This is a genomic window from Dyella japonica A8 (assembly GCF_000725385.1).
Taxonomy (GTDB): Bacteria; Pseudomonadota; Gammaproteobacteria; order Xanthomonadales; family Rhodanobacteraceae; genus Dyella; species Dyella japonica_C.
The window spans coordinates 3,383,536-3,410,220 of record NZ_CP008884.1 but is presented as its reverse complement, the minus strand read 5'-3'; the positions used below and the strand labels follow the sequence as shown (position 1 = coordinate 3,410,220).

Annotated in this window: 21 protein-coding genes and 7 tRNA genes; 18 read left to right on the top strand and 10 right to left on the bottom strand. The window is 64.2% G+C overall.

Features of this window, described 5'->3' with window-relative positions:
* Window positions 1-17: 17 nt before the first annotated feature.
* Window positions 18-1,136: a ribonuclease D gene (gene rnd / locus HY57_RS14295; RefSeq protein WP_019465584.1), complete on the bottom strand. Its 1,119-nt coding sequence runs from the start codon at window positions 1,134-1,136 to the stop codon at window positions 18-20.
* A gap of 106 nt (window positions 1,137-1,242) precedes the next feature.
* Here rnd and HY57_RS14290 point away from each other — a divergent pair, with 106 nt between their 5' ends.
* From HY57_RS14290 to HY57_RS14245, 10 genes are all read left to right on the top strand, one after another.
* On the top strand, window positions 1,243-3,186 hold the full coding sequence (locus HY57_RS14290; protein WP_026033980.1) for a formylglycine-generating enzyme family protein: 1,944 nt from the start codon (window positions 1,243-1,245) through the stop codon (window positions 3,184-3,186).
* A 244-nt stretch (window positions 3,187-3,430) separates the two neighbouring features.
* A tRNA-Leu gene (locus tag HY57_RS14285) sits at window positions 3,431-3,515 on the top strand.
* 87 nt (window positions 3,516-3,602) lie between these two features.
* Window positions 3,603-4,895, top strand: coding sequence for a trigger factor (gene tig, locus HY57_RS14280; RefSeq protein ID WP_019465586.1), 1,293 nt, complete (start codon window positions 3,603-3,605; stop codon window positions 4,893-4,895).
* A 37-nt stretch (window positions 4,896-4,932) separates the two neighbouring features.
* Entirely contained in the window at window positions 4,933-5,562 is a 630-nt protein-coding gene (clpP, locus tag HY57_RS14275; RefSeq protein ID WP_026033981.1) for an ATP-dependent Clp endopeptidase proteolytic subunit ClpP, read from the top strand.
* A gap of 106 nt (window positions 5,563-5,668) precedes the next feature.
* On the top strand, window positions 5,669-6,964 hold the full coding sequence (clpX, locus tag HY57_RS14270) for an ATP-dependent Clp protease ATP-binding subunit ClpX (RefSeq protein ID WP_019465588.1): 1,296 nt from the start codon (window positions 5,669-5,671) through the stop codon (window positions 6,962-6,964).
* 172 nt (window positions 6,965-7,136) lie between these two features.
* A complete protein-coding gene (gene lon, locus HY57_RS14265) occupies window positions 7,137-9,653 on the top strand; it encodes an endopeptidase La (RefSeq protein ID WP_019465589.1) in 2,517 nt (838 codons plus the stop codon).
* Window positions 9,654-9,977: 324 nt separating this feature from the next.
* Window positions 9,978-10,250, top strand: a complete 273-nt coding sequence (locus HY57_RS14260; RefSeq protein WP_019465590.1) for an HU family DNA-binding protein — start codon at window positions 9,978-9,980, stop codon at window positions 10,248-10,250.
* Window positions 10,251-10,270: 20 nt separating this feature from the next.
* A tRNA-Val gene (locus tag HY57_RS14255) sits at window positions 10,271-10,345 on the top strand.
* 9 nt (window positions 10,346-10,354) lie between these two features.
* Window positions 10,355-10,431, top strand: a tRNA-Asp gene (locus HY57_RS14250).
* A gap of 87 nt (window positions 10,432-10,518) precedes the next feature.
* Complete coding sequence (locus HY57_RS14245; RefSeq protein WP_019465591.1) at window positions 10,519-12,423, top strand: SurA N-terminal domain-containing protein; 1,905 nt, start codon at window positions 10,519-10,521, stop codon at window positions 12,421-12,423.
* Window positions 12,424-12,499: 76 nt separating this feature from the next.
* Here the strand turns inward: HY57_RS14245 and HY57_RS14240 are convergent, their stop codons facing one another.
* Window positions 12,500-13,663 carry a LysM peptidoglycan-binding domain-containing protein gene (locus HY57_RS14240; protein ID WP_019465592.1) on the bottom strand — a complete coding sequence of 388 codons (1,164 nt, stop codon included), beginning with the start codon at window positions 13,661-13,663 and terminating at the stop codon, window positions 12,500-12,502.
* Window positions 13,664-13,758: 95 nt separating this feature from the next.
* The gene (gene gloB, locus HY57_RS14235) at window positions 13,759-14,523 is read right to left on the bottom strand and encodes a hydroxyacylglutathione hydrolase (protein WP_019465593.1); all 765 of its coding nucleotides are present in this window, start codon (window positions 14,521-14,523) and stop codon (window positions 13,759-13,761) included.
* 226 nt (window positions 14,524-14,749) lie between these two features.
* Between gloB and HY57_RS14230 the strand changes: the two genes are divergently transcribed.
* From HY57_RS14230 to dnaQ, 3 genes are read left to right on the top strand one after another with little or no spacing between them, the layout of a single operon-like run.
* Entirely contained in the window at window positions 14,750-15,433 is a 684-nt protein-coding gene (locus tag HY57_RS14230; protein WP_019465594.1) for a methyltransferase domain-containing protein, read from the top strand.
* Window positions 15,434-15,456: 23 nt separating this feature from the next.
* Entirely contained in the window at window positions 15,457-15,900 is a 444-nt protein-coding gene (gene rnhA, locus HY57_RS14225) for a ribonuclease HI (protein ID WP_019465595.1), read from the top strand.
* Entirely contained in the window at window positions 15,897-16,619 is a 723-nt protein-coding gene (gene dnaQ / locus HY57_RS14220) for a DNA polymerase III subunit epsilon (protein WP_019465596.1), read from the top strand. Before rnhA ends, dnaQ begins: the two co-directional genes overlap by 4 nt.
* A gap of 15 nt (window positions 16,620-16,634) precedes the next feature.
* Here the strand turns inward: dnaQ and HY57_RS14215 are convergent, their stop codons facing one another.
* The 3 genes from HY57_RS14215 to lepB all read right to left on the bottom strand — a co-directional run bounded on the left by HY57_RS14215 (window position 16,635) and on the right by lepB (window position 18,525).
* Window positions 16,635-17,336, bottom strand: a complete 702-nt coding sequence (locus HY57_RS14215) for a PP2C family protein-serine/threonine phosphatase (RefSeq protein WP_019465597.1) — start codon at window positions 17,334-17,336, stop codon at window positions 16,635-16,637.
* 327 nt (window positions 17,337-17,663) lie between these two features.
* Window positions 17,664-17,753 (bottom strand) — tRNA-Ser (locus HY57_RS14210).
* Between the two features lie 97 nt (window positions 17,754-17,850).
* The gene (gene lepB / locus HY57_RS14205) at window positions 17,851-18,525 is read right to left on the bottom strand and encodes a signal peptidase I (RefSeq protein WP_026034040.1); all 675 of its coding nucleotides are present in this window, start codon (window positions 18,523-18,525) and stop codon (window positions 17,851-17,853) included.
* Between the two features lie 153 nt (window positions 18,526-18,678).
* Between lepB and HY57_RS14200 the strand changes: the two genes are divergently transcribed.
* Window positions 18,679-19,095 carry a nuclear transport factor 2 family protein gene (locus tag HY57_RS14200; protein WP_039732415.1) on the top strand — a complete coding sequence of 139 codons (417 nt, stop codon included), beginning with the start codon at window positions 18,679-18,681 and terminating at the stop codon, window positions 19,093-19,095.
* A gap of 63 nt (window positions 19,096-19,158) precedes the next feature.
* Here HY57_RS14200 and ppsA read toward each other — a convergent pair whose 3' ends face one another.
* A complete protein-coding gene (gene ppsA, locus HY57_RS14195; protein ID WP_019465917.1) occupies window positions 19,159-21,537 on the bottom strand; it encodes a phosphoenolpyruvate synthase in 2,379 nt (792 codons plus the stop codon).
* A 235-nt stretch (window positions 21,538-21,772) separates the two neighbouring features.
* Here ppsA and ppsR point away from each other — a divergent pair, with 235 nt between their 5' ends.
* Both ppsR and HY57_RS14185 read left to right on the top strand, forming a co-directional pair.
* Window positions 21,773-22,588, top strand: coding sequence for a posphoenolpyruvate synthetase regulatory kinase/phosphorylase PpsR (gene ppsR / locus HY57_RS14190; protein ID WP_019465918.1), 816 nt, complete (start codon window positions 21,773-21,775; stop codon window positions 22,586-22,588).
* Between the two features lie 16 nt (window positions 22,589-22,604).
* Window positions 22,605-23,117, top strand: a complete 513-nt coding sequence (locus HY57_RS14185) for a DUF1249 domain-containing protein (RefSeq protein WP_019465919.1) — start codon at window positions 22,605-22,607, stop codon at window positions 23,115-23,117.
* 156 nt (window positions 23,118-23,273) lie between these two features.
* Here the strand turns inward: HY57_RS14185 and HY57_RS14180 are convergent.
* The 3 genes from HY57_RS14180 to HY57_RS14170 all read right to left on the bottom strand — a co-directional run bounded on the left by HY57_RS14180 (window position 23,274) and on the right by HY57_RS14170 (window position 23,602).
* Window positions 23,274-23,350: transfer RNA gene (locus HY57_RS14180), tRNA-Asp, on the bottom strand.
* Between the two features lie 89 nt (window positions 23,351-23,439).
* Window positions 23,440-23,515: transfer RNA gene (locus HY57_RS14175), tRNA-Glu, on the bottom strand.
* Window positions 23,516-23,526: 11 nt separating this feature from the next.
* Window positions 23,527-23,602, bottom strand: a tRNA-Ala gene (locus HY57_RS14170).
* A gap of 241 nt (window positions 23,603-23,843) precedes the next feature.
* Here HY57_RS14170 and HY57_RS14165 point away from each other — a divergent pair.
* Together HY57_RS14165 and HY57_RS14160 are read left to right on the top strand one after the other, a co-directional pair.
* Complete coding sequence (locus tag HY57_RS14165; RefSeq protein ID WP_019465920.1) at window positions 23,844-25,613, top strand: cation:proton antiporter; 1,770 nt, start codon at window positions 23,844-23,846, stop codon at window positions 25,611-25,613.
* Between the two features lie 209 nt (window positions 25,614-25,822).
* On the top strand, window positions 25,823-26,596 hold the full coding sequence (locus tag HY57_RS14160; RefSeq protein WP_019465921.1) for an FKBP-type peptidyl-prolyl cis-trans isomerase: 774 nt from the start codon (window positions 25,823-25,825) through the stop codon (window positions 26,594-26,596).
* Window positions 26,597-26,685 lie beyond the last annotated feature (89 nt).

Genomic DNA, 26,685 nt, shown 5'->3' with positions numbered 1-26,685 from the left:
AAGCCCCTGCCGCCGGCTCAGGGAAGCAGGCGGCTGAGCGGCTCGAACAGCATCTCGCGGCGCCAGCCTTCGAGGAAGTCGGGCCATTCGGCGGTGACCACGTATTCCTCCAGCACCTTGCGCGGGCACAGCAGGCCGGCCGGCAGGTCCAGTTCCGTCGCGCGCTTGTCCACGCAATCCTTCATGGTGGCCAGGGCGCGCTTCGCATCGCCCTGGGGCGATTCGGGAATGGCCTCGGTGGCGTCCACTTCGTCGGCATCGATCGCGCGTTGCAGCACCTCCAGCAATTCCACGCGCTGTGGTGAGCGCAGCGCGCGCTGGCCGCGCGTCCGTTCGTCGAGTTCGTTGGCCGAGCGCGGCAGGTGCTGGACCAGGCTCATCACCGTGGCGTCCTCGAGCAGCCAGGGGCGCGGGCGATCCAGCGTGCGTGCCGACCGGTCGCGCCACAGCAGTACGCGACGGAGCAGGGCGCGCTGTTCGGGGCGCCAGTCCGACGCGCTGCGGAAACTGCGCTGCGGTTGCGGATCGCCTTCGCGATAACAGGCGCGCTGCTTGAGGCGTTCGCAATCCTCCGCATGCCATGCGGCACGGTCGCGTTGAGCCAGTCGTTCGGCCAGTTGCTCGTGGACGGGCTTGAGATAGACCACGTCCAGCGTGGCGTACGCACGCTGCGAATCGGTCAGCGGCCGCTGCAGCCAGTCCGAGCGCGTTTCACCCTTGTCCAGCTCTGCGCCCACCAGCTCTGCCACGAGTGCGCGATAGCTGATGCCCAGTCCCATGCCGACGAAGGCAGCGGCGATCTGGGTGTCGAACAGCTGGCGCGGGCCGTGTGGCAGGAGGGGCGAAAGGGCTTCCAGATCCTCGCTGGCACTGTGCATGACGGTGACCGCGTTGCCGTTGCCGATCAGCGGAGCCAGTGCATCCCCGATGTCGAAGGCCACCGGATCGACCAGTGCGTAGCGACCGTTCCAGCCCAGTTGAAGCAGGGCCAGCTGCGGGTAAAAGGTGTTCCGGCGCATGAATTCGGTGTCGAAACCGAGCGCGGCATCGTCCGGCAGCTCCGCGAGCCAGGCTTGCAGGTCTTCGCGCCGCTGGATCCAGGCGGCGGCGGGCGCGAGGGAGGATTCTTCTAGCATGCGTCTTCCTGGCGATGCCGGGCATGCGTTCGTGCATTGTCCTGACATCGGTTTGTGCCTAAGGTTTAGATTGCGCACCATAGCAGGCCGCCCAGGGACGCCCAACATGCCGAGCAAGGAAACCGTACGACGACAGCGATCCCTCGGCGGTGCCGTGGGCGTCGTCGTGCTCGGGCTGGCCCTCGTCTACCACTTCTTTCCGCGCGTGTTCCATGTCGAGCCGTCGGTGACGGCCACGCATCGCGCGATGAACCTGGGGCCGGCCAACACGGTCGCCCCGGCCTCGTCGCTGCGCCTGCCCGAACCAAGCGAGGTGGATGCAGGGCCGCCTCTCACGCTTGCCCCGACGGACGTGGTGGTGGCACGCCTGAGCAAGAAGAACACCCATCTTCCCGAGCAGCTGAGCGCGGATACGCCCGAAGTCGAGGCGCTGATCACCCGCGCCGACAAGGCGCTGAAGGCCGGGCAGCTGGCGGGCGACCAGAACAGCGCCGCGGCGCTTTACGAGCAGGCATTGAAAGACAAGCCCGACAGTCGTCGCGCGGCGCAGGGCCTGTTCGAGGTTCGTGCACGGCTGGTGGCCGAGATCAACCAGAACCTGGCGGTCGGCGATGCGGAATCGGCCACGGATCTTCTCGACACGCTCAAGCTCATTCCTGATTCCGCCGATGATGTGACGCCATTGCAGGGCAAGCTGAAGACGCTGGCGCAGGTCCGGCCGCTGCTCGCCAAGGCGGCGATGCTGTTGCAACAGGGCAACGCCGATCAGCCGGCCGGAAACAACGCGTTGGAGCTCTACCACCAGGTGCAGCAGTTGGACCCGGACAATGCCGTGGCGGCGCAAGGCACCCTGCAGGTGCAGCGCGTCATTCTGGATCGCGCGTTGGCCGCGGTGGCGCAGAACGATTTCAAGTCGGCCGATCAGGCGCTGGCCGAGGCCGCGCAGATCGCACCCGATTCGCAGGCACTGCGCGATGTGCATGGTCGCGTGGACAGCATGCGGCAAGGGCGTGCCAGTGGGCTGCTGGCGCAGGCACGTTCCGCGCTGGATGGGGGCAACCTGACGTTGGCCCAGCAGCTTGCGGACCAGGCCAAGGCCATCAGTCCGGATCTGGCGGGGCTGGGCGAGTTCGGCGAGCGCCTTACCAATGCGCGCCTTTATTCGAGCTACAAGCCGGGACAGGTCTTCGGCGATCGCTTCGCCGATATGCCGGGACAGGCGCCCTCCATGGTGGTCATTCCCACGGGCAGCTTCCCGATGGGCGCGCCCGACAACGAAACCGGCCGCGAGGATGCCGAGACACCACAGCATGACGTGACCATCGCCAAGGGCTTCGCCTTGTCGCGAACGTCCGTCACCGTGGGGCAGTTCCGTGAGTTCGTTCGTGCCAGCGGCTACCAGCCTGACTCGGCCAAATTGGGTGGCGCCAGCGTGTATGACGAGGGCACGGGCGCCATGCGCGACGACTCCAGTGCCAGCTGGCAGGACGACTACGCGGGCCACACCGCGGACAGCCGGTTGCCCGTGGTCAATGTGTCCTGGAACGATGCCAAGGCGTATGTGGACTGGCTGAGCCAGCGCACCGGCAAGACCTATCGCCTGCCCAGCGAGGCGGAATTCGAATACGCCCTGCGCGGCGGAACCACCACGCGGTATTGGTGGGGCGACGGCGCACCCAGTGGCAAGGTGGAAAATCTCACAGGTTCCGGAGACCGATCGCCCAGTGGCCGACGTTGGAGCAATGCGTTCCAGGGATACCGGGACGGGTTCTGGGGGCCGGCGCCCGTGATGAACTTCGCGCCCAATCCGTTCGGCCTGTACGACATCGACGGCAATGTCTCGGAGTGGGTGCAGGACTGCTGGCACGACAGCTACCTGCGTGCGCCGCGCGACGGCAGCGCCTGGGTCAACCCCGGGTGCGGCATCCGCGTGGTGCGTGGCGGCTCGTGGGGCAGCTCCCCGGAGCAGGTGCGCTCGGCCTACCGGCAGGGCGCGGACGCCAGCGTGCGCAGCGGCCGGGTCGGCTTCAGGGTGTTGCGCGAGCTGTAGGGCGGCCTCGCGGCGCTGGAAACGCAGGGTGTCGCAATCATGCCGAGACGGCGCGCCCGGTCAGAGTTTCCCCGCTTGTGCTGCCCCCCGGGCGAACCGTAAAATGACCCGCTTTCGTGTAAGGGAATCATCGACTTAGGGGCGGAGTGCCCGGAAGCTGGCGGGGCGGGGTGTGTTGGGTTTTGGCCTGAATATTCCCTTGGAAATCCGATGCTTGCGGACACTTCCTCTTGGTTGTTCTGATGCGAAAGTGGCGGAATTGGTAGACGCACTGGATTTAGGTTCCAGCGGGTAACCCCGTGAGGGTTCGAGTCCCTCCTTTCGCACCATCCCTTGGTTTTTTCTCTTTATTGCAGGCGGCCAGTGGCCGCCAGGCGCCCTTGACGGGCGCACTTACCGGTACACCAGGAGACGTCATGCAGGTTTCGGTTGAAAACGTCGGCAAGCTCGAGCGCAAGCTCACGGTGAAGTTCCCCGCGGAGCGTTTCGAGTCGCAGGTGAGCGCCCGCATCGCCGAAATGGGTCGCACGGTGCGCCTCAAGGGCTTCCGCCCGGGCAAGGTGCCGACCGCGGTGATTCAGCAGCGTTTTGGCGACCAGGTGCGTGGCGAAGTGCTTTCCGACCTGATCGGCAGCACGCTGCGCGAAGCCGTCAACCAGGAAAACCTGCGTCCGATCGCCAACCCGTCGATCGATACCACCGGCCGCCCGGAAAACGGCGAAATCGCCTACACCGCCACCTTCGAAGTGATGCCGGAATTCCCGGAAATCGACGTCGCCAAGCTGGAAATCAGCCGCCCGGTTGCCGAGGTGAGCGACGCCGACATCGAAAAGATGATCGAAACCCTGCGCCTGCAGCGCCGCAGCTTCGACCCGGTCGAGCGTGCCTCGGCCGAGGGCGACTTCGTGATGTTCGAGTACTCGGCACAGGCCGGCGACTACCGCTTCCCGGAAGAAGGCCTGGAGCGCGCCGGCAGCGTGCTGGGCTCGGGCAACCTGTTCAAGGCGCTGGACGACGTGCTGACCGGTCGCAAGGCCGATGAGGAATTCGACGCCGACGTCGAGTTCCCGGCCGACTTCCGCAACGAAAGCCTGGCTGGCAAGACCGCCAACTGCCACTTCAAGATCATCAAGGTGCAGGAGCCGAAGCTGCCGGAAGTCGACGCCGACTTCGCCCAGCTGTTCGGCATCACCGACGGCGACCTGGAGAAGTTCCGCAAGGAAGTCCGCGCCAATCTGGAGCGCGAACTGAAGGCCACCCTGATGGCACGCCTGAAGTCGGAAGTGGCCGAGAAGCTGGCCGACGCCCATCCGGACCTGGACGTGCCGAACGTGATGGTGCAGTCCGAGGCCCATGCCCTGGCCCAGAACAGCGTTCCGCGTGGCCAGCAGGTGCCGCAGCAGTTGCTCGAGGCCGCCGCCCCGGTGGCCCGCAAGCGCGTCATCGCCGGTCTGCTGATGGGTGAAATCGCCCGCAAGCAGGCGCTGGTCATCGACCGTAGCCGCGTGGCCGAGCAGCTGGCCGCCATCGCCTCGACCTACGAGGAGCCGGAGAAGGTTGTTGAACTTTACAACCGCGACCCCCAATTGATGTCCGGGCTGCAGAATCGCGTGATGGAAGACCAGGTGGCCGAGTGGGTGGCAGATCACGCCGCCACCACCGTGCAGAACCTGGGCTTCGACGAGGTGATGCGCCCGGTCAGCGCCTGAGGCATCCTTCAGGCCAATCAACCGGAGAGCGACACGCATGGCTATGGACCCGATCCAGAACCTCAACCTGGTACCGATCGTCGTTGAGCAGACCGCTCGCGGCGAACGCTCGTACGACATTTACTCGCGCCTTCTGAAGGAGCGCGTGATCTTCCTCGTGGGCGAGGTGAACGATCAGGTGGCCAACCTGCTGGTCGCGCAGATGCTGTTCCTCGAGTCCGAAAACCCGGACAAGGACATCCATCTGTACATCAACAGCCCGGGCGGTGCGGTTACCGCCGGGCTGGCGATTTACGACACCATGCAGTTCATCAAGCCGGACGTCAGCACCATGTGCATCGGCCAGGCCTGCAGTGCGGCCTCGCTGCTGCTGATGGCTGGCGCCAAGGGCAAGCGCTACTCGCTGCCCAACTCCCGCGTGATGATCCACCAGCCGTCGGGCGGCGCTCGCGGCCAGGCGACCGACATCGAGATCCAGGCCCAGGAAATCCTGTACCTGCGCCGCCGCCTGAACGACATCTACGTTCAGCATACCGGCCAGCCCCTGGACAAGATCGAGCGGGACATGGAGCGCGACCGCTTCATGAGCGCCGAGGCGGCCAAGGAATACGGCCTGATCGACCAGGTCCTCGACCGCCGCGCGGTCGATACGGTGAAATCGGCCTGATTTCAGGTATTTGGTACCGGGTTTGCAAGTGGTTCCGCGTCTGGCTTCAGACGCGGAACGCTGTGCTATTCTCAAACCGTAATCGATTTACTAGCAGGATCCAGGCATGAGCGACGATCGGCAGGGCCGTTCCAACGACAGCGGCAAGATTCTCTACTGCTCCTTCTGCGGCAAGAGCCAGCATGAAGTGCGCAAGCTGATCGCGGGTCCGTCCGTGTTCATTTGCGACGAATGCGTAGAGCTGTGCAACGACATCATCCGCGAGGAGCTTGAGGAAAAGGCCGCCTCCGGGCGCAACCAGCTGCCCAAGCCGCGCGAGATCATGGAGACGCTCGACCAGTACGTGGTCGGCCAGACCCGTGCCAAGAAGGCGCTCGCGGTGGCGGTGTACAACCACTACAAGCGCATGGAGTCGCGTCAGAAGAGCGACGACGTCGAGCTCGGCAAGTCCAATATCCTCCTGATCGGCCCCACTGGTTCGGGCAAGACGCTGCTGGCCGAAACGCTGGCGCGCCTGCTGAACGTGCCGTTCACCATCGCCGACGCCACCACGCTGACCGAAGCCGGTTACGTGGGCGAAGACGTGGAAAACATCATCCAGAAGCTGCTGCAGAAGTGCGACTACGACGTCGACAAGGCGCAGTCGGGCATCGTCTACATCGACGAAATCGACAAGATCTCGCGCAAGAGCGAGAACCCGTCGATCACCCGTGACGTGTCCGGCGAAGGCGTGCAGCAGGCGCTGCTCAAGCTTATCGAGGGCACGCTGGCCTCGGTGCCGCCGCAGGGCGGTCGCAAGCATCCGCAGCAGGAATTCCTGCAGGTGGACACCAAGAACATCCTGTTCATCTGCGGCGGCGCGTTCGCCGGCCTCGAAAAGGTGATCCAGCAGCGTTCCGAGACCGTGGGCATCGGCTTCTCCGCCGAGGTCCGCAGCAAGGAGCGCAAGGAAAACCTGGGCAAGCTGCTGGCGGACGTCGAGCCCTCGGATCTGGTGCGTTACGGCCTGATCCCGGAGTTCGTCGGTCGTCTGCCGGTGGTCGCCACGCTCGATGAGCTGGACGAGCCGGCGCTGGTGAAGATCCTCACTGAGCCCAAGAACGCCGTCACCAAGCAGTTCAAGAAACTGTTCGAGATGGAAGGCGTGGAACTGGAGTTCCGCCCCGAGGCGCTGCAGGCGATCGCCCGCAAGGCGCTCAAGCGCAAGACCGGTGCCCGCGGCCTGCGCACCATCCTGGAGCAGGTGCTGCTGGACACCATGTACGAACTGCCGTCACTGGAGCACGTCAGCAAGGTCGTGGTGGACGATGCCGTCATCGAGGGCCAGGCCGAGCCGTACCTGATCTACCGCGGCAATCTCAAGCAGCCGCGCGCGGCAGGCGAGGGCGGCGACGCCGCCTGAGCAATTCAAGCGCGCAAGTGACTTGGGTGGCCCCGGCAGAAATGCCGGGGCCATTTTGTTTGCGCGGCGGCTCATGCACTTGTGTGAGCGGCCGCAAGCCACCACTTGACGTACAGATGCACCCGGCGCAGTGTCGGTGCAAAGACGATTTCATCACGAGAGATTCTCTTCGATGGCAAAGACCGCCCCCAATCCCCAGGCCACCGGAGCCACGCTGGACGCTCTGCCAGTGTTGCCGTTGCGTGACGTGGTGGTGTATCCCCACATGGTCATTCCGCTGTTCGTCGGGCGCGACAAGTCCATGCGCGCGCTCGAGCGCGCGATGGAGGGTGAGCGCCAGATCCTGCTGGTCGCGCAGAAGAGCCCGGATATCGACGACCCGAAGATCAGCGACCTCCATGAGATCGGCACGTTGGCTGGCGTGCTCCAGCTGCTGAAGCTGCCCGATGGCACCGTGAAGGTGCTGGTCGAGGGCCAGTCGCGCGTGCAGATCGAGGACTACAACGAAGACGGTGGCATGTTGACGGCCACCTCGCGCGTGGTCGAGCCGGTGTACAGCACGAAGGAGCGCGAGCTCGACGTGGTGTCGCGCACGCTGATCTCGCTGTTCGAGCAGCTGGTCAAGCAGAGCCGCAAGCTTCCGCCTGAAGTGTTGGCGACCCTGTCCGGCATCGATGACCCGTCGCGCGTCGCGGACTCCATCGCGGCGCATCTGTCGGTGCGCATGGCCGACAAGCAGAAAGTGCTGGAAACGGCTGATGTCGGCCAGCGACTTGAGTTGCTGATCGGCCTGGTCGACGGCGAAATGGATCTGCAGCAGGTGGAAAAGCGCATCCGCGGCCGCGTGAAGTCGCAGATGGAAAAGAGCCAGCGCGAGTACTACCTCAACGAGCAGATGAAGGCCATCCAGAAGGAGCTCGGCGAGGGCGAGGATGGCCCTAACGAAATCGAAGATCTGCAGAAGAAGATCGAGAACGCCGGCATGCCCAAGCCGGTGCTGGCCAAGGCGCGCCAGGAGTTCGGCAAGCTGCGCCAGATGTCGCCGATGTCGGCCGAGGCCACCGTGGTGCGCAACTACCTCGACTGGCTGGTGGGCGTGCCCTGGAAAAAGAAGAGCAAGGTCCGCAAGGATCTCCAGCTCGCCCAGGACGTGCTCGATGCGGACCACTTTGGTCTTGAAAAGGTCAAGGAGCGCATCCTTGAGTACCTCGCGGTGCAGCAGCGCGTGAACACCATGCGTGGCCCCATCCTGTGCCTGGTTGGCCCGCCGGGCGTGGGCAAGACCTCGCTCGGCCAGTCGATCGCCAAGGCTACCAACCGCAAGTTCGTCCGCATGAGCCTGGGTGGCGTGCGTGACGAGGCGGAAATTCGTGGCCACCGCCGCACGTACATCGGCTCTATGCCGGGCCGCATCGTGCAGAATTTGAACAAGGTGGGCTCGAAGAATCCGCTGTTCGTGCTGGACGAGATCGACAAGATGTCGATGGATTTCCGCGGCGACCCGTCGTCGGCGCTGCTGGAAGTGCTCGACCCCGAGCAGAACCACGCCTTCAACGACCATTACTTGGAGGTCGATCTCGACCTGTCCGAGGTGATGTGGATCGCCACCGCCAACTCGCTCAACATCCCCGGTCCGCTGCTGGATCGCATGGAAGTCATCCGCATCCCGGGTTACACCGAGGATGAGAAGCTGGGCATCGCCCTGAAGTACCTGTTGCCCAAGCAGCTGAAGGCCAATGGCCTGAAGCCCGAGGAGCTCAGTGTCGACGAGGAGGCTATCCGCGACATCGTGCGTTACTACACGCGCGAATCGGGCGTGCGCAACCTCGAGCGTGAAGTGTCCAAGATCTGCCGCAAGGTGGTGAAGGAGCTGACGCTTGGCCAGGTCCGGAAGGCGTCCGCCAAGAACGAGTCCAAGAAGGCTTCGGCAGCCGTAAAGACGGCCAAATCGAAGACGAAGGCGCCGGGTCGCGTGGTGGTCAACTCGGAGAACCTGGAGCACTACCTGGGTGTGCGTCGCTTCGACTTCGGCCGCAAGGAGCTGCAGAACGAAGTTGGCCTGGTCACTGGCCTGGCCTGGACCCAGGTGGGCGGCGACCTGCTCAGCATCGAAGCCTCGGTGGTGCCGGGCAAGGGGCGTCTGGTGCATACCGGGCAGCTCGGCGACGTCATGAAGGAGTCGATCCAGGCGGCGTTGTCGGTGGTGCGTGCGCGTGCCGATCGCCTCGGCATCGAGGCGGATTTCCACGAGAAGTACGACATCCACATCCACGTGCCCGAGGGCGCGACGCCGAAGGATGGTCCGAGCGCAGGCATCGCCATGTGCACGGCGCTGGTGTCCGCCCTGACCAAGGTGCCGGTGCGCTCCGAGGTGGCCATGACGGGTGAGATCACCCTGCGCGGCCGCGTGCTGCCGATCGGTGGTCTCAAGGAGAAGCTGCTGGCGGCGCATCGCGGCGGCATCACCACCGTGATTATTCCGGACGAAAACAAGAAGGATCTGGCGGATATTCCAGACAACATCACGTCTTCGCTGGACATCCATCCGGTGCGCTGGATTGACGAGGTGCTGGATATCGCGCTGGAGAGCCCGCTGCATCCGCGTCAGGCCGCCGACGGCGACAAGCCGAAGGTGGAGGCACCCATCGAGGAGTCGCAGGATCAGGAGTCCTACACGCGGCCTCACTGACGTGTGACACGCGTCACCGGAGACGGGCGGGCAACCGCCCGTTTTCGTGTCTGGATCACGAGAAAGTGTCGCGGCCGCATAACGTTTCAGCACATACTTTGCAAGCGTTTACGAGGCATGCTGAACCGCGCGAACCCTTGGTATTGCTTGTCATTGCGGACCCTGGGGGGCACTGGTATAAAGGCGGCACCGCAGCCTGACGCCAAGCAAGGTGCGCAGTGATGCGGAGTTGCTTGGTGATGTCCCGGTGCCCAGTCATGAGGTGACGTCGCCTGGTCCCAGAATGACCACGCGGGCTGCATAACCGTTTAAGGGAGTGTCTCAATGAATAAAACCGATCTGATCAATGCCATTGCCGAGAAGGCCGAACTCACCAAGGCTGACGCCGGCCGTGCTCTCGAAGCGTTCTTCGAGACCGTGCAGAAGGCGCTGAAGAAGGGTGACGACGTGTCGGTGGTCGGCTTTGGCACCTTCACCGTGCGCAAGCGCGCCGCGCGCACCGGCCGCAACCCGCGCACCAACGAGACGATCAAGATCAAGGCCTCCAAGGTCCCGGCATTCAAGGCTGGCAAGACCCTGAAGGATGCCCTAAACTAAGCGGCTACTTGCTTAGTTTCGGGTGCTTAGCTCAGCGGTAGAGCGTCGCCCTTACAAGGCGAGGGTCGTAGGTTCGATCCCTACAGCACCCACCAGTAATATGTGGAGCGGTAGTTCAGTCGGTTAGAATGCTGGCCTGTCACGCCGGAGGTCGCGGGTTCGAGTCCCGTCCGCTCCGCCACAGTTCGCAAGGGCGCCCGTGTGGCGCCCTTGCCTTTTAAGCGCCGCGCACTTGGTGCGCTGAACAACGAGAGCCGGGAACATCTCCATGCTGCAGGCATTGCGTACCAAGCTTCACGGATGGCCTTCCATCGTCATTCTGGGCATTTGCGTCTTCGCTATCTCGTTCTTCGGCATCGAGTCGTACTTTGCGTCGCATACCGAAACGTACGTGGCGATGGTCGGCAAGCATGAGATCAGCCAGCGCGACTTCCAGGACCGCATGAACGAGGCCCGCCGCGACGCCATGGCGCGCATGGGCGACCAGTTCGATGCGACCTCGTTCGAGAAGCCGGAAACCAAGCGGCAGATCCTCGACCAGCTGATCAACGAGCAGCTGCTGCGCCAGGCGAATGACACGCTGGGCATGAAGGTCTCCAGCGCGGAGCTGCGCGACCGCATCGCCAACCAGCAGGCCTTCCAGGTCAACGGCCAGTTCGATTCGGCGACGTACCGCGCCATCCTGGCGGCACAGAACATGACGCCGGCGATGTTCGAGAGCAGCCAGCGCGCATCGCTTGAGCCCGGCCTGCTGCCGCGCGCGATCATTGCCAGCACGATCATTACCGACGCGGACATGGATCGTTACCTCGGCCTGCTGTACCAGCGCCGCGACGTCCGCTGGTTCAGCGTGCCGCGTCCGGCCGTGACCGACACCGAAGTCACCGACGCCCAGCTCGATGCCTATTACAAGGAGCATCAGGCTGACTTCATGAACCCGGAGCAGGTGTCGCTCAAGTACATCGAAGTCAACGGTGCCGACCTGAAGGTTGATTCGCAGCCGAGCGAAGACGACCTGAAGAAGCGCTACGAAGAACAGAAGCAGCGTTTCGTGCAGCCGGAGCAGCGACTGGTGTCGCATATCCTGGTCAACGTGCCGAAGAACGCGACGCCGGATCAGCAGAAGGCGGCGCTTGCCAAGGCCGAGAAGATCGCCGCCGAGGCCACGCCCGAGAATTTCGCGAAGCTCGCCGAGCAGGATTCGGACGACCTGGGCTCCAAGCGTTCGGGCGGTGACCTGGGCTGGCTGGAGAAGGGCGTGACCAACGCGGCGTTCGATTCCGCCCTGTTCGCACTGCAGAAGGGCCAGGTTTCCAAGCCCGTGCTGTCCGACGAGGGTTATCACGTGCTGTGGCTGCGCGACGTGCGCAGCGGCGATGCGAAGCCGTTCGCCCAAGTGCGCGACCAGATCGCCAAGGACTACCTGTCCACCGAGCGCGATCGCCAGTACAACGACCTGGCCGGCAAGTTGACGGACCAGACCTACCAGAACCCGTCGTCGCTCGACCCTGCTGCGCAGGCGCTGAGCCTGCCGGTCAAGACGACCGAGCTGTTCTCCCGCAAGGGCGGCGATGGTCTTGCCGCCAATCCCAAGCTGGTGCAGGCCGCCTTCTCGGATGATGTGCTCCTGCAGGGCAACAACTCCGGCCTGATCGACCTGGGTGCGGATCACGCCGTGGTGGTGCGTGTGGACAAGCACGTGGCCGCCGCAGCACGTCCGCTGGCTGAGGTGAAGGACAAGGTGCGCCAGAAGATTCTCGACGAGCGTGCCGCGACCGAGGAACAGAAGCGCGCCGACGCGCTAGTGGCCCGCCTGCAGAAGGGCGAGGACATGCAGGCGGTGGCCGCCTCGGCGGGTGCTTCGCTGCAGACGGTGCCGGCTGCGGTACGCATGCAGCAGGGCGTGGCGCCGGAGGTGCTTGAACAGGCGTTCCTGCTGCCGCATCCGGCGGCGGGCAAGGCAGAGTTTGCGCGTGTCGCCCTGCAGGACGGCAACTATGCCCTGGTCGGCGTGGACAAGGTGCAGGAAGGCGACCTGAGCAAGATTTCGGCTGAGCAGCGCAACACGCTGCGTGATCAGATGTCGCAGGCCTATGGCATCCTGGCGACCCAGGGTTTCATCGATTCGCTGAAGTCCAAGACGGAAATCAAGATTGCCGCGGACCGCATGTAACCGCGGCGGCAGGTGATCCACGGAAAAGGGCGGCCATGGGCCGCCCTTTTTTGTTCGTCGATACGGTGCCGTGCGTTCAGCCCGGAGCGTTCACCCGGAGCACCTGACCCGGTTTGACGCCCGGACCTTTGAGGTGATTCCACTGCTCCAGTTGCTTGATGTCGAGCGAATACTGGCGGGCGATGGACCACAGGCTTTCACCGGACTTCACCGTGTGGGTGCGCCTGGTGGTGTTGCCTGACATGGCCGGCGCGCTGCCGTTGTCGTCTTCGTTGTCGGCGGCGCTCAGGGCGGCCCCAAGCGGCGGAAGCGTGGCCGTGCCCGGTACGGTTTGCGCGCTGCCGCTGTTGCCTTCAGCCAGCAGCGAGTTGCGGAACTGCTGGACCTTGCTGCGGGGAAGCAGCAGGTAAGGCGATGCGTTGGTGTCCACCACGCCGTTCCGGAATGCGGCGTTGATATCCTTGAGTTCGTCGGTGGACATGCCGGCATGGCTGGCGGCGCGGGTGATCGGCATGGAGTTGTCGACGCTTACCGCGACCAGGCGCTGTTCCGATGGAAGCGTCGGCAGGCTCACGTTGAACCGGTCGGGCTCGCGAATGACACACGCGATAGCCAGCAGCTTGACCAGGTGTTCGCGTGTTACCGGCTTCACCGGCATCTTCGGGATCACCGGCTCAGCGGGTGGCTCGCCATGCTGGCTGACCACGCGCTTGATGCCGAACTCGCCTGCATTGAAGGCGTAGTCCACCAGGCGCCAGTCACCCAGGTCATCGTGGTAGCGGCTGAGCAGCGCCATGATGGCGTCGGTGGCCGCAGGAACGTCCAGGCGGCCATCGAAATTCTTGTCGACGCGAATGCCAAGGGCGTTGGCGGTCTGCGGCATGATCTGCCACATGCCGGCAGGCATGCCCTTGCCACCCGGGACCGGGCGGTACTGGCTTTCGACCCAGGGAATCAGGGCGAATTCGCCGGCCACGTTGTGGCGGGCGGCGACCTGTTGCACGTAGGCCAGCCGTGGCGCGGCGGCCGCGATCTGGTTTTCGAAGCGTTCCGGGTTGCTCGTATAGCGCCGCGCCCACGCCGCGATATTCGGGTCGGCATCGCAATCGGCCATGGCGAAGCTGTTGCGAAGGTTCTGCCAGACATTGCCTTCGTCGGCTGCGTTTGCCGCGATGGATGTCGGGTCTGTGCGCAAGCCGGGATGCAAGGACACCGTCTTCTGCGGCACCGACGTGGTCATGGGTGCCTGCACGGGTTTCTGCGCGGGGCCAGATGCGCACGCCGCCAGGAAGATCGACGTCGCAAGCGGCAGGGGGCGTAAGCGTCGGGCGGTCTTCATCCGGTGAATACGTCCTTGTTGGCCCGCAACGCGGCGAAACGCGCCACGCGGTCGCCGTCGACGCCTTGCTGCCGACCCCACGCGATGACTGCATCGCTGTCGGTGCGCAGGAACGGGTTGGTGGCCTGCTCGACGGAAAGCGCAACCGGTAGGCTGGGCTGGTTGCGTGCGCGCAGGTTGGCGACTTCCTGCTGGCGAGCGGCGAGCGGGGCATTGTCCGGCTCGATGGTTCGCGCAAAGCGTCCATTGGCCGCGGTGTATTCGTGCGCGCAGCAAACCAGCGTGTGGCTGGGCAGCGACGCAAGCCGGTCGAGGGAGGTCAGCATCTGTTCCGGTGTGCCTTCGAACAGGCGGCCGCAGCCCATGCTGAAAAGCGTGTCGCCGCACAACAGGATGCCTTCGCCGGTATAGGCGATATGCGTTGTCGTGTGGCCTGGCACGGCCATGACTTCGAAGCGGGCGGCAGGGGTGACAAGCTGCACGATGTCGCCATCGCCCACGCGCTGCGTCGCCGTGGCAATGCGTTCGTCGTGCGGTGCATATACCGGTACGCGGTGGCGCGACAGCAGGGCGTCCACGCCGCCGATATGGTCGTGGTGATGATGCGTCAATAGGATGGCGCGCAGCTGCAGGTGACGCTGCGCGAGCGCTGCCTCGACCGGTTGGGCGTCGCCCGGGTCGACCACGATGGCGTTGCCGTCATCGTCATGGAGCAACCAGATGTAATTATCGGCAAGCGCCGGTAACGGTACGACGTGCAAGGAGTCGTCCTCCAGGGTCTCGTATCGACTGACGCAGGCCCCTCCCTGGCTTGCGCGAAGGGAGGGACTATACGGCCCCGTCATGCCTCGCTCGTTAGTGAGACGTTAAACTCCTGTAGGGGTGTTCAGACTTGAGGCGTCGGCCGCACCTTTCACTGTCGATCCGAGCACGTTGTCCGCGGGCTCCCGTTACACTGTGGGCATTGTGACGACGGGTCGGTCCTCCATGTCTCAGCGTGACCAAGACATCTATAGCAGCGCCCCTCTGCGCAACCTGCTGGCCGAGGAGACGGTGGCCCTGGCGCCCGGGCTGCAGCGCTGCAGTGGCCCCCATGCGCTGCTGGTCAGCGCGGCAGCGGATGACATGCCCCCGGTGCTGCCTTTGCTGGGTAACTGGACGTGCCTGAGCATGGCCGGCCAGCGCTACGGCGGGGACGTGAAGGCGCGCACGGACGAGTCGCTCCCCTTTATCGACGACGCCTTCGACCTGGTGCTGCTGCGCCATGCCCTTGAGGTCTCTGGCACGCCGCAGCAGATGCTGGAGGAAGCCTCGAGGGTGCTGGCGCCGGGCGGCGTGCTTGCGCTGACCGGGCTCCACCCGTTGAGCGCATGGTTGCCGTGGATGATGTGGCGCACGCGCGGGAACGCGCCCACCATGCATTCGCCCTTGCTGCTGGAGCGCTGGGTGCGCCGGCGGGAGCTGGACATCGAGCGCGTCGAGCGCGTGGGGCGCTTGTGGCCGAGTCGCCACGCCGGCATCGACACAACGCACGCTCTTGGCGGCGGCTATCTGCTTATCGCGCGCAAGCGTCGCCGCATGGCTGCTCCCATTCGACTGAAACCCAAGGCCTTGCCGGCGACGGTCAACGTAGGCCTGGCACCGGGTGCCCGACGCAACGCGGCATCCTGATTTCTCACGTATTGATGGTGACAATGACTGAAGTGGAAGCTTTTACCGATGGCGCGTGCCTGGGCAATCCCGGGCCTGGCGGCTGGGCAGCGCTGCTGCGCGCGAAAGGCACGGAACGCATGCTCTCAGGTGGTGAGCCAGCCACCACCAATAATCGGATGGAGCTGATGGCGGCCATTGCGGCACTCGAAGCGCTGACGCGTCCCTGCAAGGTGGCGTTGACCACCGATTCGAAGTACGTCATGCAGGGCATCGAGCAATGGGTGCCCAAGTGGCGCGCCAATGGCTGGAAGACCGCCGACAAGAAACCGGTGAAGAACCAGGATCTGTGGGAGCGTTTGTCCAACGCGACGCAGGCGCATCAGGTGCGTTGGCATTGGGTGCGCGGCCATAACGGCCACGTGGAGAACGAGCGCGTGGACGTCGCCGCGCGTGAACAGGCAGAGCAATTCAGGAGCAAGCCATGAGGCAGATTGTGCTTGATACCGAGACCACCGGTCTCGAAGTCCGGCAGGGCCACCGGCTGATCGAAATCGCGTGCGTGGAGATGATCGAGCGTCGTCCCACCGGGCGTTATTACCAGACCTACCTCAATCCCGATCGCGCCATCGACGAAGGCGCGCGGCAGGTCACGGGCATTGAGGATGAGTTCCTGCTCGACAAGCCGCGTTTCGCGGACGTGGTGGAAGAATTCCTCGCCTTTGTCGATGGCGCGGAAGTGATCATCCACAACGCGACGTTCGACGTGGGCTTCATCAACGGCGAGCTCGCCCGCCTGGGTGAATCGTTCGGCCGGCTGGAGGATCGCTGCAGCGTGCTCGATACGCTGGCGATGGCGCGCGAGCGCTATCCCGGCCAGCGCAACAGCCTGGATGCGCTCTGTAAGCGCCTCGGGGTCGACAACTCCGCGCGTGATCTCCATGGCGGCCTGATCGACGCCCAGTTGCTGGCGGATGTCTATATCGCCATGACGTCGGGCCAGGTCGTGCTCGACCTTGGTTTCGAGGGTGCGCAGGAGCAGGGCGCTGCCGTCGCGCTGACACCGGTCCTGCTCGATCGTCGCCCGCGCGTGCTGCGCGCGAATGCCGACGAAGCCGTGGCGCATGAAAAGCGGCTCGACTCGCTGGACAAGAGTGCCGGAGGGACGTCTGTGTGGCGGCGCGAGGCGGCGCCTGCGGTGAACTGAGGTTGCTTGCCCGCGTCAGTTGATGCGGGCAAGGATGGCCGTGACGTTGTCGCTGCCGCCGCCATCGAGCGCGGCCAGCAGCAAGTGCTCCACGCTTTCCTGGGCGGAAAGATCCTGCCGCGACACGATCTCCCCGATAACCGCGTCGCCGACTTCCTCGGTGAGCCCGTCAGTGCACAGCAGGAAGCACGTGCCGTGCTCCAGCTTCCCGCGCGCCATGCCGATGTGCAGCTGCTCTGCGGCCGTGATGCCCAGGGCCTGCGTGATGACATTCCGGTGCGGGTGGCGTGCCGCCTGGGCGGCGTCCAGGGTGCCGGCCTCCACCAGTTCCTGCACGAGCGAATGATCGTGGCTGACCTGGCGCAGCGTCTTCTGCCACAGGTAGACGCGACTGTCGCCCACCCATACCACTTCGTAACTGTCCGCGTGCAGGCGAAGGGCGGCGATGGTCGTGCCCATGGGGCGGGCGTCCCGGAAGCCGCGGCTGTGCTGGATCAGGCGTTCGTCTGCCGCGCGCACGGCTTCCACGAGGCTGTGGCCACGCGTGACCAGGTCGGCGACGGCGTCGCGGACCAGGGCGGACGCCACTTCGCCATGCTGGTGGCCGCCCATGCCGTCGGCCACGAGAAACAGGCCAAGCGACGCATCGGCGTAGTAGGTGTCTTCATTGCGCGTGCGGCGCAAGCCGACGTGGGTTCCGTGTCCAAACTCGATCATGGGGTGCCTGGTGTGGCGATGCGATGCGAGCATGACGGATGAGGGATGAATGCGTAAAGAAGGATCTGGTACATGCCGGTGACTTTTCCAGGTCGGCGCGGCTTTGTTCCGGTAGGTGCCGTGAGTAAAGCAAGAGCCGCCCTTGCGTTGCCGGGTGGGATTGTCGGGTCCATCCATGGACCCGACCCCTTCGCGCTTGCGCGCTGCGGGGCCAGCCTGCGGCTGTCCAAAATTGCTCCAGGCAATTTTGTCGAACCCGCGTGGGTTCTCACCCACCCTCTCCGCCAGAAAAAACAAACGACCCACCGACGGGACGGTTTGTTTTTCTGGCGGAGAGGGTGGGATTCGAACCCACGGTACGCTTACACGTACGCCTGATTTCGAGTCAGGTACATTCGACCACTCTGCCACCTCTCCAAGATGGTGCGTGTGGTCCACGCGAGCCGGTAATTCTATGTGCTGAAGGGGAGGCTGGCAATGGGTCAGGGTGATTTTTCTTGCCCGGCCTTCCCGGCTAGCGCAAGGCAGCTCCCCAGCGGTCTTTGCGGGGCAGGTAGTGGTTGTCGGGGTCCAGTGACATGGCGACGCGGGTGGCGCGGCCGGTGATCTCGTTTCTGGGGAAAAAGCCGAAGTAGCGGGAGTCCGCGCTGTTGTCGCGATTGTCGCCCAGCAGCAGGTAGTGGCCGGCGGGTACGCTGACGGGGCCGAAGTCGCGGGTGTGGCCCTGGGCGGCGAGGGACCAGCGCACGGCGTGGTGCATGCCGCCGGTGTCTTCGACGGCGTACAGGGCGGGATCTTCGCGGTCGTCGCGGATGCGGCTGACCTGGATGGGGCGGTAGTCGGCGGCCTTGCCATTCACGTACAGGCGGTTCTGGATCAGTGCGACCTGGTCGCCCGGAACGCCGATGACCCGCTTGACCAGGCGCTCGCCAGCGGCGCTCGAGTCGAGCACCACGATGTCGCCACGCTGGGGGTCGGCGCGGTGCATCAGGGAGACGTGGGTGAAGGGCAGGCGGATGTCGTAGGCGGCCTTGTCGACCAGGATGCGGTCGCCGATCTCGATGGTGGGCTGCATGGAGCCGGTGGGTACGACGTTCCAGTCCGCGACGGCGCTGCGGAACATGAACATGCAGAGCATGAAGGTCAGGAAGCCCTTGTTGTCTGCCAACAGCCTTGTCAGTCGTCGCATGCCGTTCTCCCGTGGTCCGTTTTTCGATGGACCGTGCTGGTGACGCGAAAGTTTCCGTACTGCCAAAAAGAGCAAGCGGAGACACGCGAGCGAGGGCGGGGAGCAGGAGACTGGGCGCCTTGGTCATAGGCCCCCGAGGTCATCATGAGTCCTGTGAGTGCCCTGCTGCTGGCTGCCGTCATGGTGACTTCGATGGATGCGGAGCCCACGCCGCCGTCGGTGGTGCAGGCGATGTTCGATGCTTTCAACCGCCACGATGCGACGGCCATGGCGCGGCTCTATGCGAGCGATGCACGGCTCGCCTCGTCGGATTTCTGCAAAACGCGGACAGGAAGGGCGGAAGTGGTCCGGACGTATCGCGAGCTGTTTGCAGCGTTCCCGGACATCCGCGACGAGGTGGAGCAAATGGTCGTGCAGGATGACCGTGTGGCCGTGCGTTTCATGGCGCGAAGCGATGCGGGCGTCTTGCCACTGCGCCTGCCCATCTCGACGTTTCTGACGGTGCGGCACGGTCAGATTCTTTCCGACGACAGCATCTTCGATACCGGTGGTCGACCTTGCTCTCCCTGACGACCGGCAAAGAGAAGGGGCGGTGTCGCCACCGCCCCTCGCATTTACTGCTTCTCGATCGACTTAGGCAGCCTTAGCCTTGCGCTTGGCCAGGCGCAGCCAGGTGTCGACGACGGTGTCCGGGTTGAGCGATACCGACTCGATACCCTGATCCATCAGCCACTCGGCGAGGTCCGGGTGGTCGGACGGGCCCTGGCCGCAGATGCCGACGTACTTGCCCTTCTCGCGCGCCGTCTTGATGGCGAGTGCGAGCAGCTTCTTCACGGCCGGGTCGCGCTCGTCGAACAGGTTGGCCACGATGCTCGAGTCACGGTCCAGGCCCAGGGTGAGCTGGGTCAGGTCGTTGGAGCCGATGGAGAACCCATCGAAGATCTCCAGGAACTCGTCCGCAAGAAGGGCGTTGGACGGTACTTCGCACATCATGATCACCTTCAGGCCGTGCTCGCCCTGCTTGAGGCCGTTCTTGCCCAGCACTTCGATGACCTTGCGGCCTTCGCCCAGCGTGCGCACGAACGGAATCATCACCCACACGTTGTCCAGGCCCATCACTTCGCGCACGCGCTTGACGGCCTTGCACTCCAGCGAGAACGACTCAGCGAAGCCCGGGTCGACGTAACGGCTGGCGCCGCGGTAGCCGATCATCGGGTTCTCTTCATGCGGCTCGTAGCGCGAACCGCCGATGAGGCCGGCGTACTCGTTCGACTTGAAGTCGGACAGGCGCACGATCACCGGCTTCGGGTACACCGAGGCGGCGATGGTGGCGATGCCTTCGGCGAGGCGATCGACGTAGAACGACACCGGGTCGGCATAGCCGGCCATGCGCTCGTCGATCTTCTTCTTGGTTTCGGCGTCCTGCTTGGCGTATTCCAGCAGCGCCTTCGGATGCACGCCGATGTGGCTGGCGATGATCATTTCCAGGCGGGCCAGGCCGATGCCGGCATTCGGCAGCATGCCGAAGTCGAAGGCGCGCTCCGGGTTGGCCACGTTCATCATGATCTTGAGCGGGGCTTCGGGCATGTCGCCGAGGTCGGCGGTGACGCGGTCGAACTTCAGCAGACCCTCGTAGATCATGCCGGTATCGCCCTCGGCGCAGGACACGGTGACCTCCGCGCCGTCCGGGATCTTGTCCAGCGCGTTGCCCGTGCCGACCACGGCCGGCACGCCCAGCTCACGGGCGATGATGGCGGCGTGGCAAGTGCGGCCGCCGCGATTGGTCACGATGGCGGCGGCACGCTTCATCACCGGTTCCCAATCGGGATCGGTCATGTCGGCGATCAGCACGTCGCCGGCCTGCACCTTGTTCATGTCGGCCAGCGAGCGGATGACGCGCGCCTTGCCCGAGCCGATCTTCTGGCCGATGGCGCGGCCTTCGGCTAGCACCTTGCCCTTCTCATTGAGATGGAAGCGCTCGAGCTGCGTGGCGTGCGCGCGCGACTTCACCGTCTCCGGGCGAGCCTGCACGATGTAGAGCTTGCCGGTGTTGCCGTCCTTCGCCCATTCGACGTCCATCGGGCGGCCGTAATGCTGCTCGATGATCAGCGCCTGCTTGGAGAGCTCCTGCACGTCCTCGTCGGTGATGCAGAACTTGTTGCGCAGCTCGGCCGGTGTTTCTTCGATCTTGACGCGCTCGCCGGGCGCGCTGGAGTACACCATGCGCTGCTGCTTGGCGCCGAGGCTGCGGCGCAGCACGGCGGGCTTGCCGGCCTTCAGCGTGGGCTTGAATACATAGAACTCGTCCGGGTTCACCGCACCCTGCACGACCATTTCGCCCAGGCCGTAGGAGCCGGTGACGAACACCACGTCGCGGAAGCCCGACTCGGTGTCCAGCGTGAACAGCACGCCCGAGGCACCCACGTCCGAGCGCACCATGAGCTGCACGCCAGCGGACAGGAACACGTCTTCGTGCTTGAAGCCCTGGTGCACGCGGTAGGCGATGGCGCGGTCGTTGTACAGCGAGGCGAAGACTTCCTTCACCTTGTGCAGCACGTCCTCGATGCCCACCACGTTGAGGAAGGTTTCCTGCTGGCCGGCGAAGGAGGCGTCGGGCAGGTCTTCGGCGGTGGCGGACGAGCGCACGGCCACGGCGATGTTCTCGGCGCCGGCGTCCTTGCAGAGCTTGGCATAAGCGTCGCGGATGGAGTTGTCCAGGTCGGCCGGCAGCGGGGTCTCGGTGACCCACTCGCGGATCTCCTTGCCGGCAGCGGTGAGGGCGGTCACGTCGTCCACGTCCAGCGAGGCCAGGCGTTCCTGGATACGCTTGGCCACGCCGCTCTTGTCGAGGTACTGCTGGAACGCGTCAGCGGTCGTGGCAAAGCCGCCGGGCACGGACACGCCGAGTTTGGCGAGATTGCCGATCATCTCGCCGAGCGACGCATTCTTGCCGCCCACCTTGCCCAGGTCGGTCATGCGCAGCGTGTCGAGCCAAAGCACCAGATCGTTCAAGGGAGTCTCCTCAAGAGCTCTTAGGTTTTAAGAAACGTGTCTGTCCCGGTTTCTTCAAGAAATCGGGCTACAAAGAACTGGTATTGTCCGCTGTCGATGGTGCGCAGCACAAGAAGACCATTCGGGCCAAAACCCGCGCCAACTGCATACCAGTCAGCCGTGAGTCAAGCAAAGACAGGTTTTTCACGTTGCGCTAAGGTGTAAGGCAAGAACCATCAGGGACTGTGGATTACCCATGCAGAGAACCGTTTTCTATATCTCCGATTCCACTGGTATTACGGCCGAGACGATCGGAAACAGCATTCTGGCCCAGTTCGAGGGGGTGCAGTTCGACAAGCACCGGCTTCCCTTCATCGACGATGCCCAGAAAGCCGAGGCCGCGGCGCTGCGCATCAAGACCCGCTACGCGCAAACCGGTGAGCGGCCCATCGTGGTCAATACCATGGCGTCGCGCGACCTCTGCGAGATCGTGGCGGAGAGCGGTGCGCTGATGCTGGACGTGTTCGCGCCCTTCATCGGGCCGCTGGAAGAGGAGCTGGGCGCCAAGCGTTCAGGGGCGGTGAACCGTTCCCATGGTCTGGTGGACTTCGACAAGTACGAGGCCCGCATCAATGCCACCAACTACGCGCTCTCCCACGATGACGGCATCGACGTGGACTACGCGCAGGCCGACCTGATCCTGGTAGGGGTGTCCCGTTCCGGCAAGACGCCCACTTGCCTGTACATGGCCTTGCATTACGGGGTAAGCGCCGCCAATTACCCCCTGACCGACGACGACCTGGACAAACTCGAATTGCCGGCGCGACTGCGCCCCTACAAGGATCGGCTGTTCGGTCTCACCATCGACCCGCAACGGCTGGCGCAGATTCGGGAACAGCGTCGCGCCGGCAGTCGTTATGCCACGCTGGAGCAGTGTCGGTGGGAGTTGTCGCAGGCCGAGAAACTGATGCGTCGGGAGGGCATCCACAGCCTCAACACCACGCACGTCTCCATCGAGGAGATCGCGAGCAAGATCTTCGACCGCTTCGGTATCGAGCGAACCATGTTCTAAGGAGTCTTCACCGCCCATGAGTGCCGTACTGGACAGTCGCCAAGCCTTGCTGCCGGGACGCTTTGGTTTCCTGATGGGGCTTTACGCCGAGAACTACCATCGGCTGGTCCGGCTGTTCGCGCCGCAAGAGCTGCCACCGGGGTTCTACCTGTCCAGCGTGGACGATGGCCTGGACGTGCGGCTCCAGGTGCAGGAGCGGCACCCGTATACGCTGGAGCTCGAACTCACCTACAACTTCGTCGACGCGCACACGGGGCAGCCCTCGCCATCGGCGCAGTTGCGCATGTACACCGATGCCCACGTGGCCGAGGCGCTGCACTGCCATCCAGGGCGTCATCTGTGGCAGGTGCTCGGGCCGTTTCCACCCGCCCATACCGTGCTGCAACACCGCCTGCGCATGAACGGGTTTCTTTCCCGCTGGCTGGAATACCTGGCGGAGCAGGGGCATTCAAAAGGGACGCTGGAGCGACTGGAGGATCACCAGTCGCCGGATGAGGCCTTGCAGGAGCCTCCTAACGAACCCCTGTAGGAGCCTCCTGGGCCCGGCCGCGGCGATCCGCGGTGGTCATTCCGCAATGCCCGTGAGGACCTGACGCGCGCAGGGTGCGTTTCTACAGGAATGAAGGACCGGCTGATTTTCCTTCAGGCAACAAAAAACCCGCCAATTGGCGGGCTCTTCGTAAAGTGGCGGAGCGGACGGGACTCGAACCCGCGACCTCCGGCGTGACAGGCCAGCATTCTAACCGACTGAACTACCGCTCCACATCTTTACAGCTTCCAGCACTACACCTGTTTAGATTTCATCCTTGACCATCCTGACCGCTTCGCCGGAAACCGGCTTGGCTTTAGAATGGCGTCCCCACGGGGATTCGAACCCCGGTCGCCACCGTGAAAGGGTGATGTCCTAGGCCTCTAGACGATGGGGACGTATCTAAATTTGGTGGAGCCAGGCGGGATCGAACCGCCGACCTCCTGCATGCCATGCAGGCGCTCTCCCAGCTGAGCTATGGCCCCGTGTGCCTCTGGAAGCCCGAAAGAATAGATAGGGATCGCGATTTCGTCAAGCGTTCAGTGTGAATATTTTTCAACTTTCTTTCACGAATGAATCACAACAAGTAGTTACGTGAGCATCGACGTGACGTCGGCAATCGTCCAAACCGCCGTTGTGGCGAGCGAATGATCAACTTCACTGTGTAGGGCTGTGTATCGCGCGTGCGATTGCTAGTCTTGCGGGACGTCCCTACGGATTTCATTGATGCACGATCTGCACTTCATCCAGGATCTCGCGACCGTCATGTTGATCGCGGGCCTGACGACGGTGATTTTCCAGCGGCTACGTCAGCCAGTGGTTCTCGGATACATCATCGCCGGCGTGCTGGTTGGGCCTTATACGTTTCCGGTGGTTTTCATCCGCGACGAGCAGACGATCCGCACGCTGTCCGAGCTCGGCATGATCCTCTTGCTGTTTGCCCTCGGCCTGGAATTCAGCCTGAAAAAGCTGCGCGAGGTGGGTGGCGCGGCACTGGTCGCGGCGGTCTGCGAAATCGTTTTGATGTTGTGGCTGGGCTACGAGATCGGTCGTTTCTTCGGCTGGAGCCCGATGGACGCCTTGTTCCTCGGCGCCATGCTGTCGATGTCCTCGACCACCATCATCATGAAGGCCCTGGATGATCTGGACCTCAAGCGTGAGCGTTTTGCGCAATTGATGTTCGGCATCCTGATTATCGAGGACGTGATCGCCATTGTCCTGATGGCGCTGCTCACAGGCATCGCGAGCACCGGTGGCCTGGAGGCTGGCGAGGCGATGGCTGCGGTGGGGCGCCTGACGCTTTTCATGGCGGTGTCGCTGGTGGTCGGGTTGCTGCTGGTGCCCCGCGTGGTCGACTACATCGCGCGGGTGAGTCGCGATGACGTGCTGCTCGTGGCGGTGCTGGGCCTGTGTTTCGGCTTCTGCCTGCTGGTGACCGAGATGGGCTACAGCGTGGCACTGGGCGCCTTCATGATCGGCGCGATCGTGGGGGAGTCGCAGAGCGTGATGCGGATCGAGCGCATCATCGGGCCGGTGCGCGACATGTTCAGCGCCATCTTCTTCGTCGCCATCGGCATGCTGATCGACCCGGCCATGCTCAAGCAGTACTGGTTGCCCATTCTGGTGGTCACCATTGTCGTGGTGGCGGGCAAGGTGATCACCTGCAGCTTCGGAACCTTCGTGGCGGGCAACGACGGCCGCACCTCGCTGCGCGTCGGCATGGGGCTGGCGCAGATCGGTGAGTTTTCGTTCGTCATCGCGTCGCTGGGCCTCACGCTGAAGGTGACCAGTGGCTTCCTGTATCCGGTGGCGGTCGCCGTGTCCGCCATCACGACCTTTTTGACGCCTTATCTCATCCGCGCATCGGACCCGCTGGCCGGCACGCTGGCACGGCGCCTGCCGGGCGGGCTGACCAGCATGCTAGGGGCCTATACCGACTGGATGGGCAACCTGAGCCTGGGCGGGCAGGGTGCCATCGTGGCCAAGATGATCCGGCGCCTGGTCTGGCACGTGATCATCAACATGATGCTGGTCGTGGCGGCTTTCCTGATCATGTCCTACCTGTATCGGCGTGGCTTCTTCCACTGGGATGTCCTGGCGGACCGCCCGCAGGTCAAGCGCAGCCTGGCGTGGTCCATCGCGGCGCTCATCTCTTTGCCGATGATCGTCGCGGCCTATCGCAAGGCCTCGGCGCTGGGCATGCTGCTGGCCGAGCTAAGCATCCCCGAGCGCATCGGCGGCGCCTACAACATGCGCATCCGCAGCGTGCTGGCGCGCTTCATTCCGCTGGCGGCGATGTGGGTGCTGGGGTTGCTGGTGGCCGCATTGGCATCGACCATCCTGCCGCCGCGGGAAGTCGCCATCGTGCTGGTGCTTGTACTGCTTTTGTTGGCCTGGCTGCTGTGGCGTGGCCTGGTGCAGGTGCATGCCCGCCTGCAGGCGGCGCTGCGTGACACGCTGGATAAACCGGGGCGTTCGGATGACGGTCATGCCTGACGGCGGTGATCGGCGGTAGCTCACGCAGCGTGCAGGATTCGTAAAAAACCGCGTTTTTGGCCTGAATCGTGAACTTTTAATCAGGACTGACGGTCACAGGCCCACCATCGTTGCCAAGACTCAGTAAGCACCGCACAATGCGGGGCCTGCCTCCATCGGGGGGGCGTAGTCCGGTAGCGCCGGCATATCCAAATACGAGGGAGTTCCACATGAAGCATTTTCTGCGTCCCACGCTGACGGCGGCCGCGCTCGCTGTTGCTCTGGGCATGACCGCTGGCGTGCACGCACAGGCTGCGAAGTCCGCCGCCCCCGCTACGGCCGCCCCGGCTGCGGTCGACAAGACCAAGGCCAGCTACGTGGTCGGCTGGGACCTGGCCAGCTCGCTGCCGCCGCTGGTTCGCGAGGAAGTGGATCCGGCCACCGTGGCCCGCGCCCTGCAGTCCGCCCTGTCCGGCCAGAAGCCGACCATGAGCGAAGCCGAAGCCAAGCAGGTGCGTGACGCATTCGTCGCCAACCTCCAGGCGAAGGCCAAGGCCGAATACACCCAGGTCGCTGCCAAGAACCAGTCCGAAGGCGCTGCTTTCCTGGCCAAGAACAAGACCGCTCCGGGCGTGAAGTCCACCGCTTCGGGCCTGCAGTACCAGGTGATCAGCCAGGGTACCGGCGCCCGTCCGGGTCCGAACGACACCGTGCAGGTGAATTACGTCGGTACGTTCGTCAACGGCGAGACGTTCGACGATTCGTCCAAGCATGAAGGCGGCGGCGCTGCCTCCATCCCGCTCGCTGGCGTGATCCCGGGCTTCCGCGAAGGCATGCAGCTGATGCAGGTCGGCGGCCACTACAAGTTCTTCATCCCGGCGAACATCGCCTACGGTGCGCAGCCGCAGAACGGCTTCCCGCCGAACTCGACGATCATCTTCGACGTCACCCTGGTCAAGACCGGCCCGACGCCGGCTGGCGAGCAGGCTGGCGGCGCGAAGTAATCGCTGGAAAGCTGCTGAAGCACATACGGGGCGCGAAGCAATTCGCGCCCCGTATCTTTTGTGGCGCCGGCTGGCGTGGGGCCGGGAAC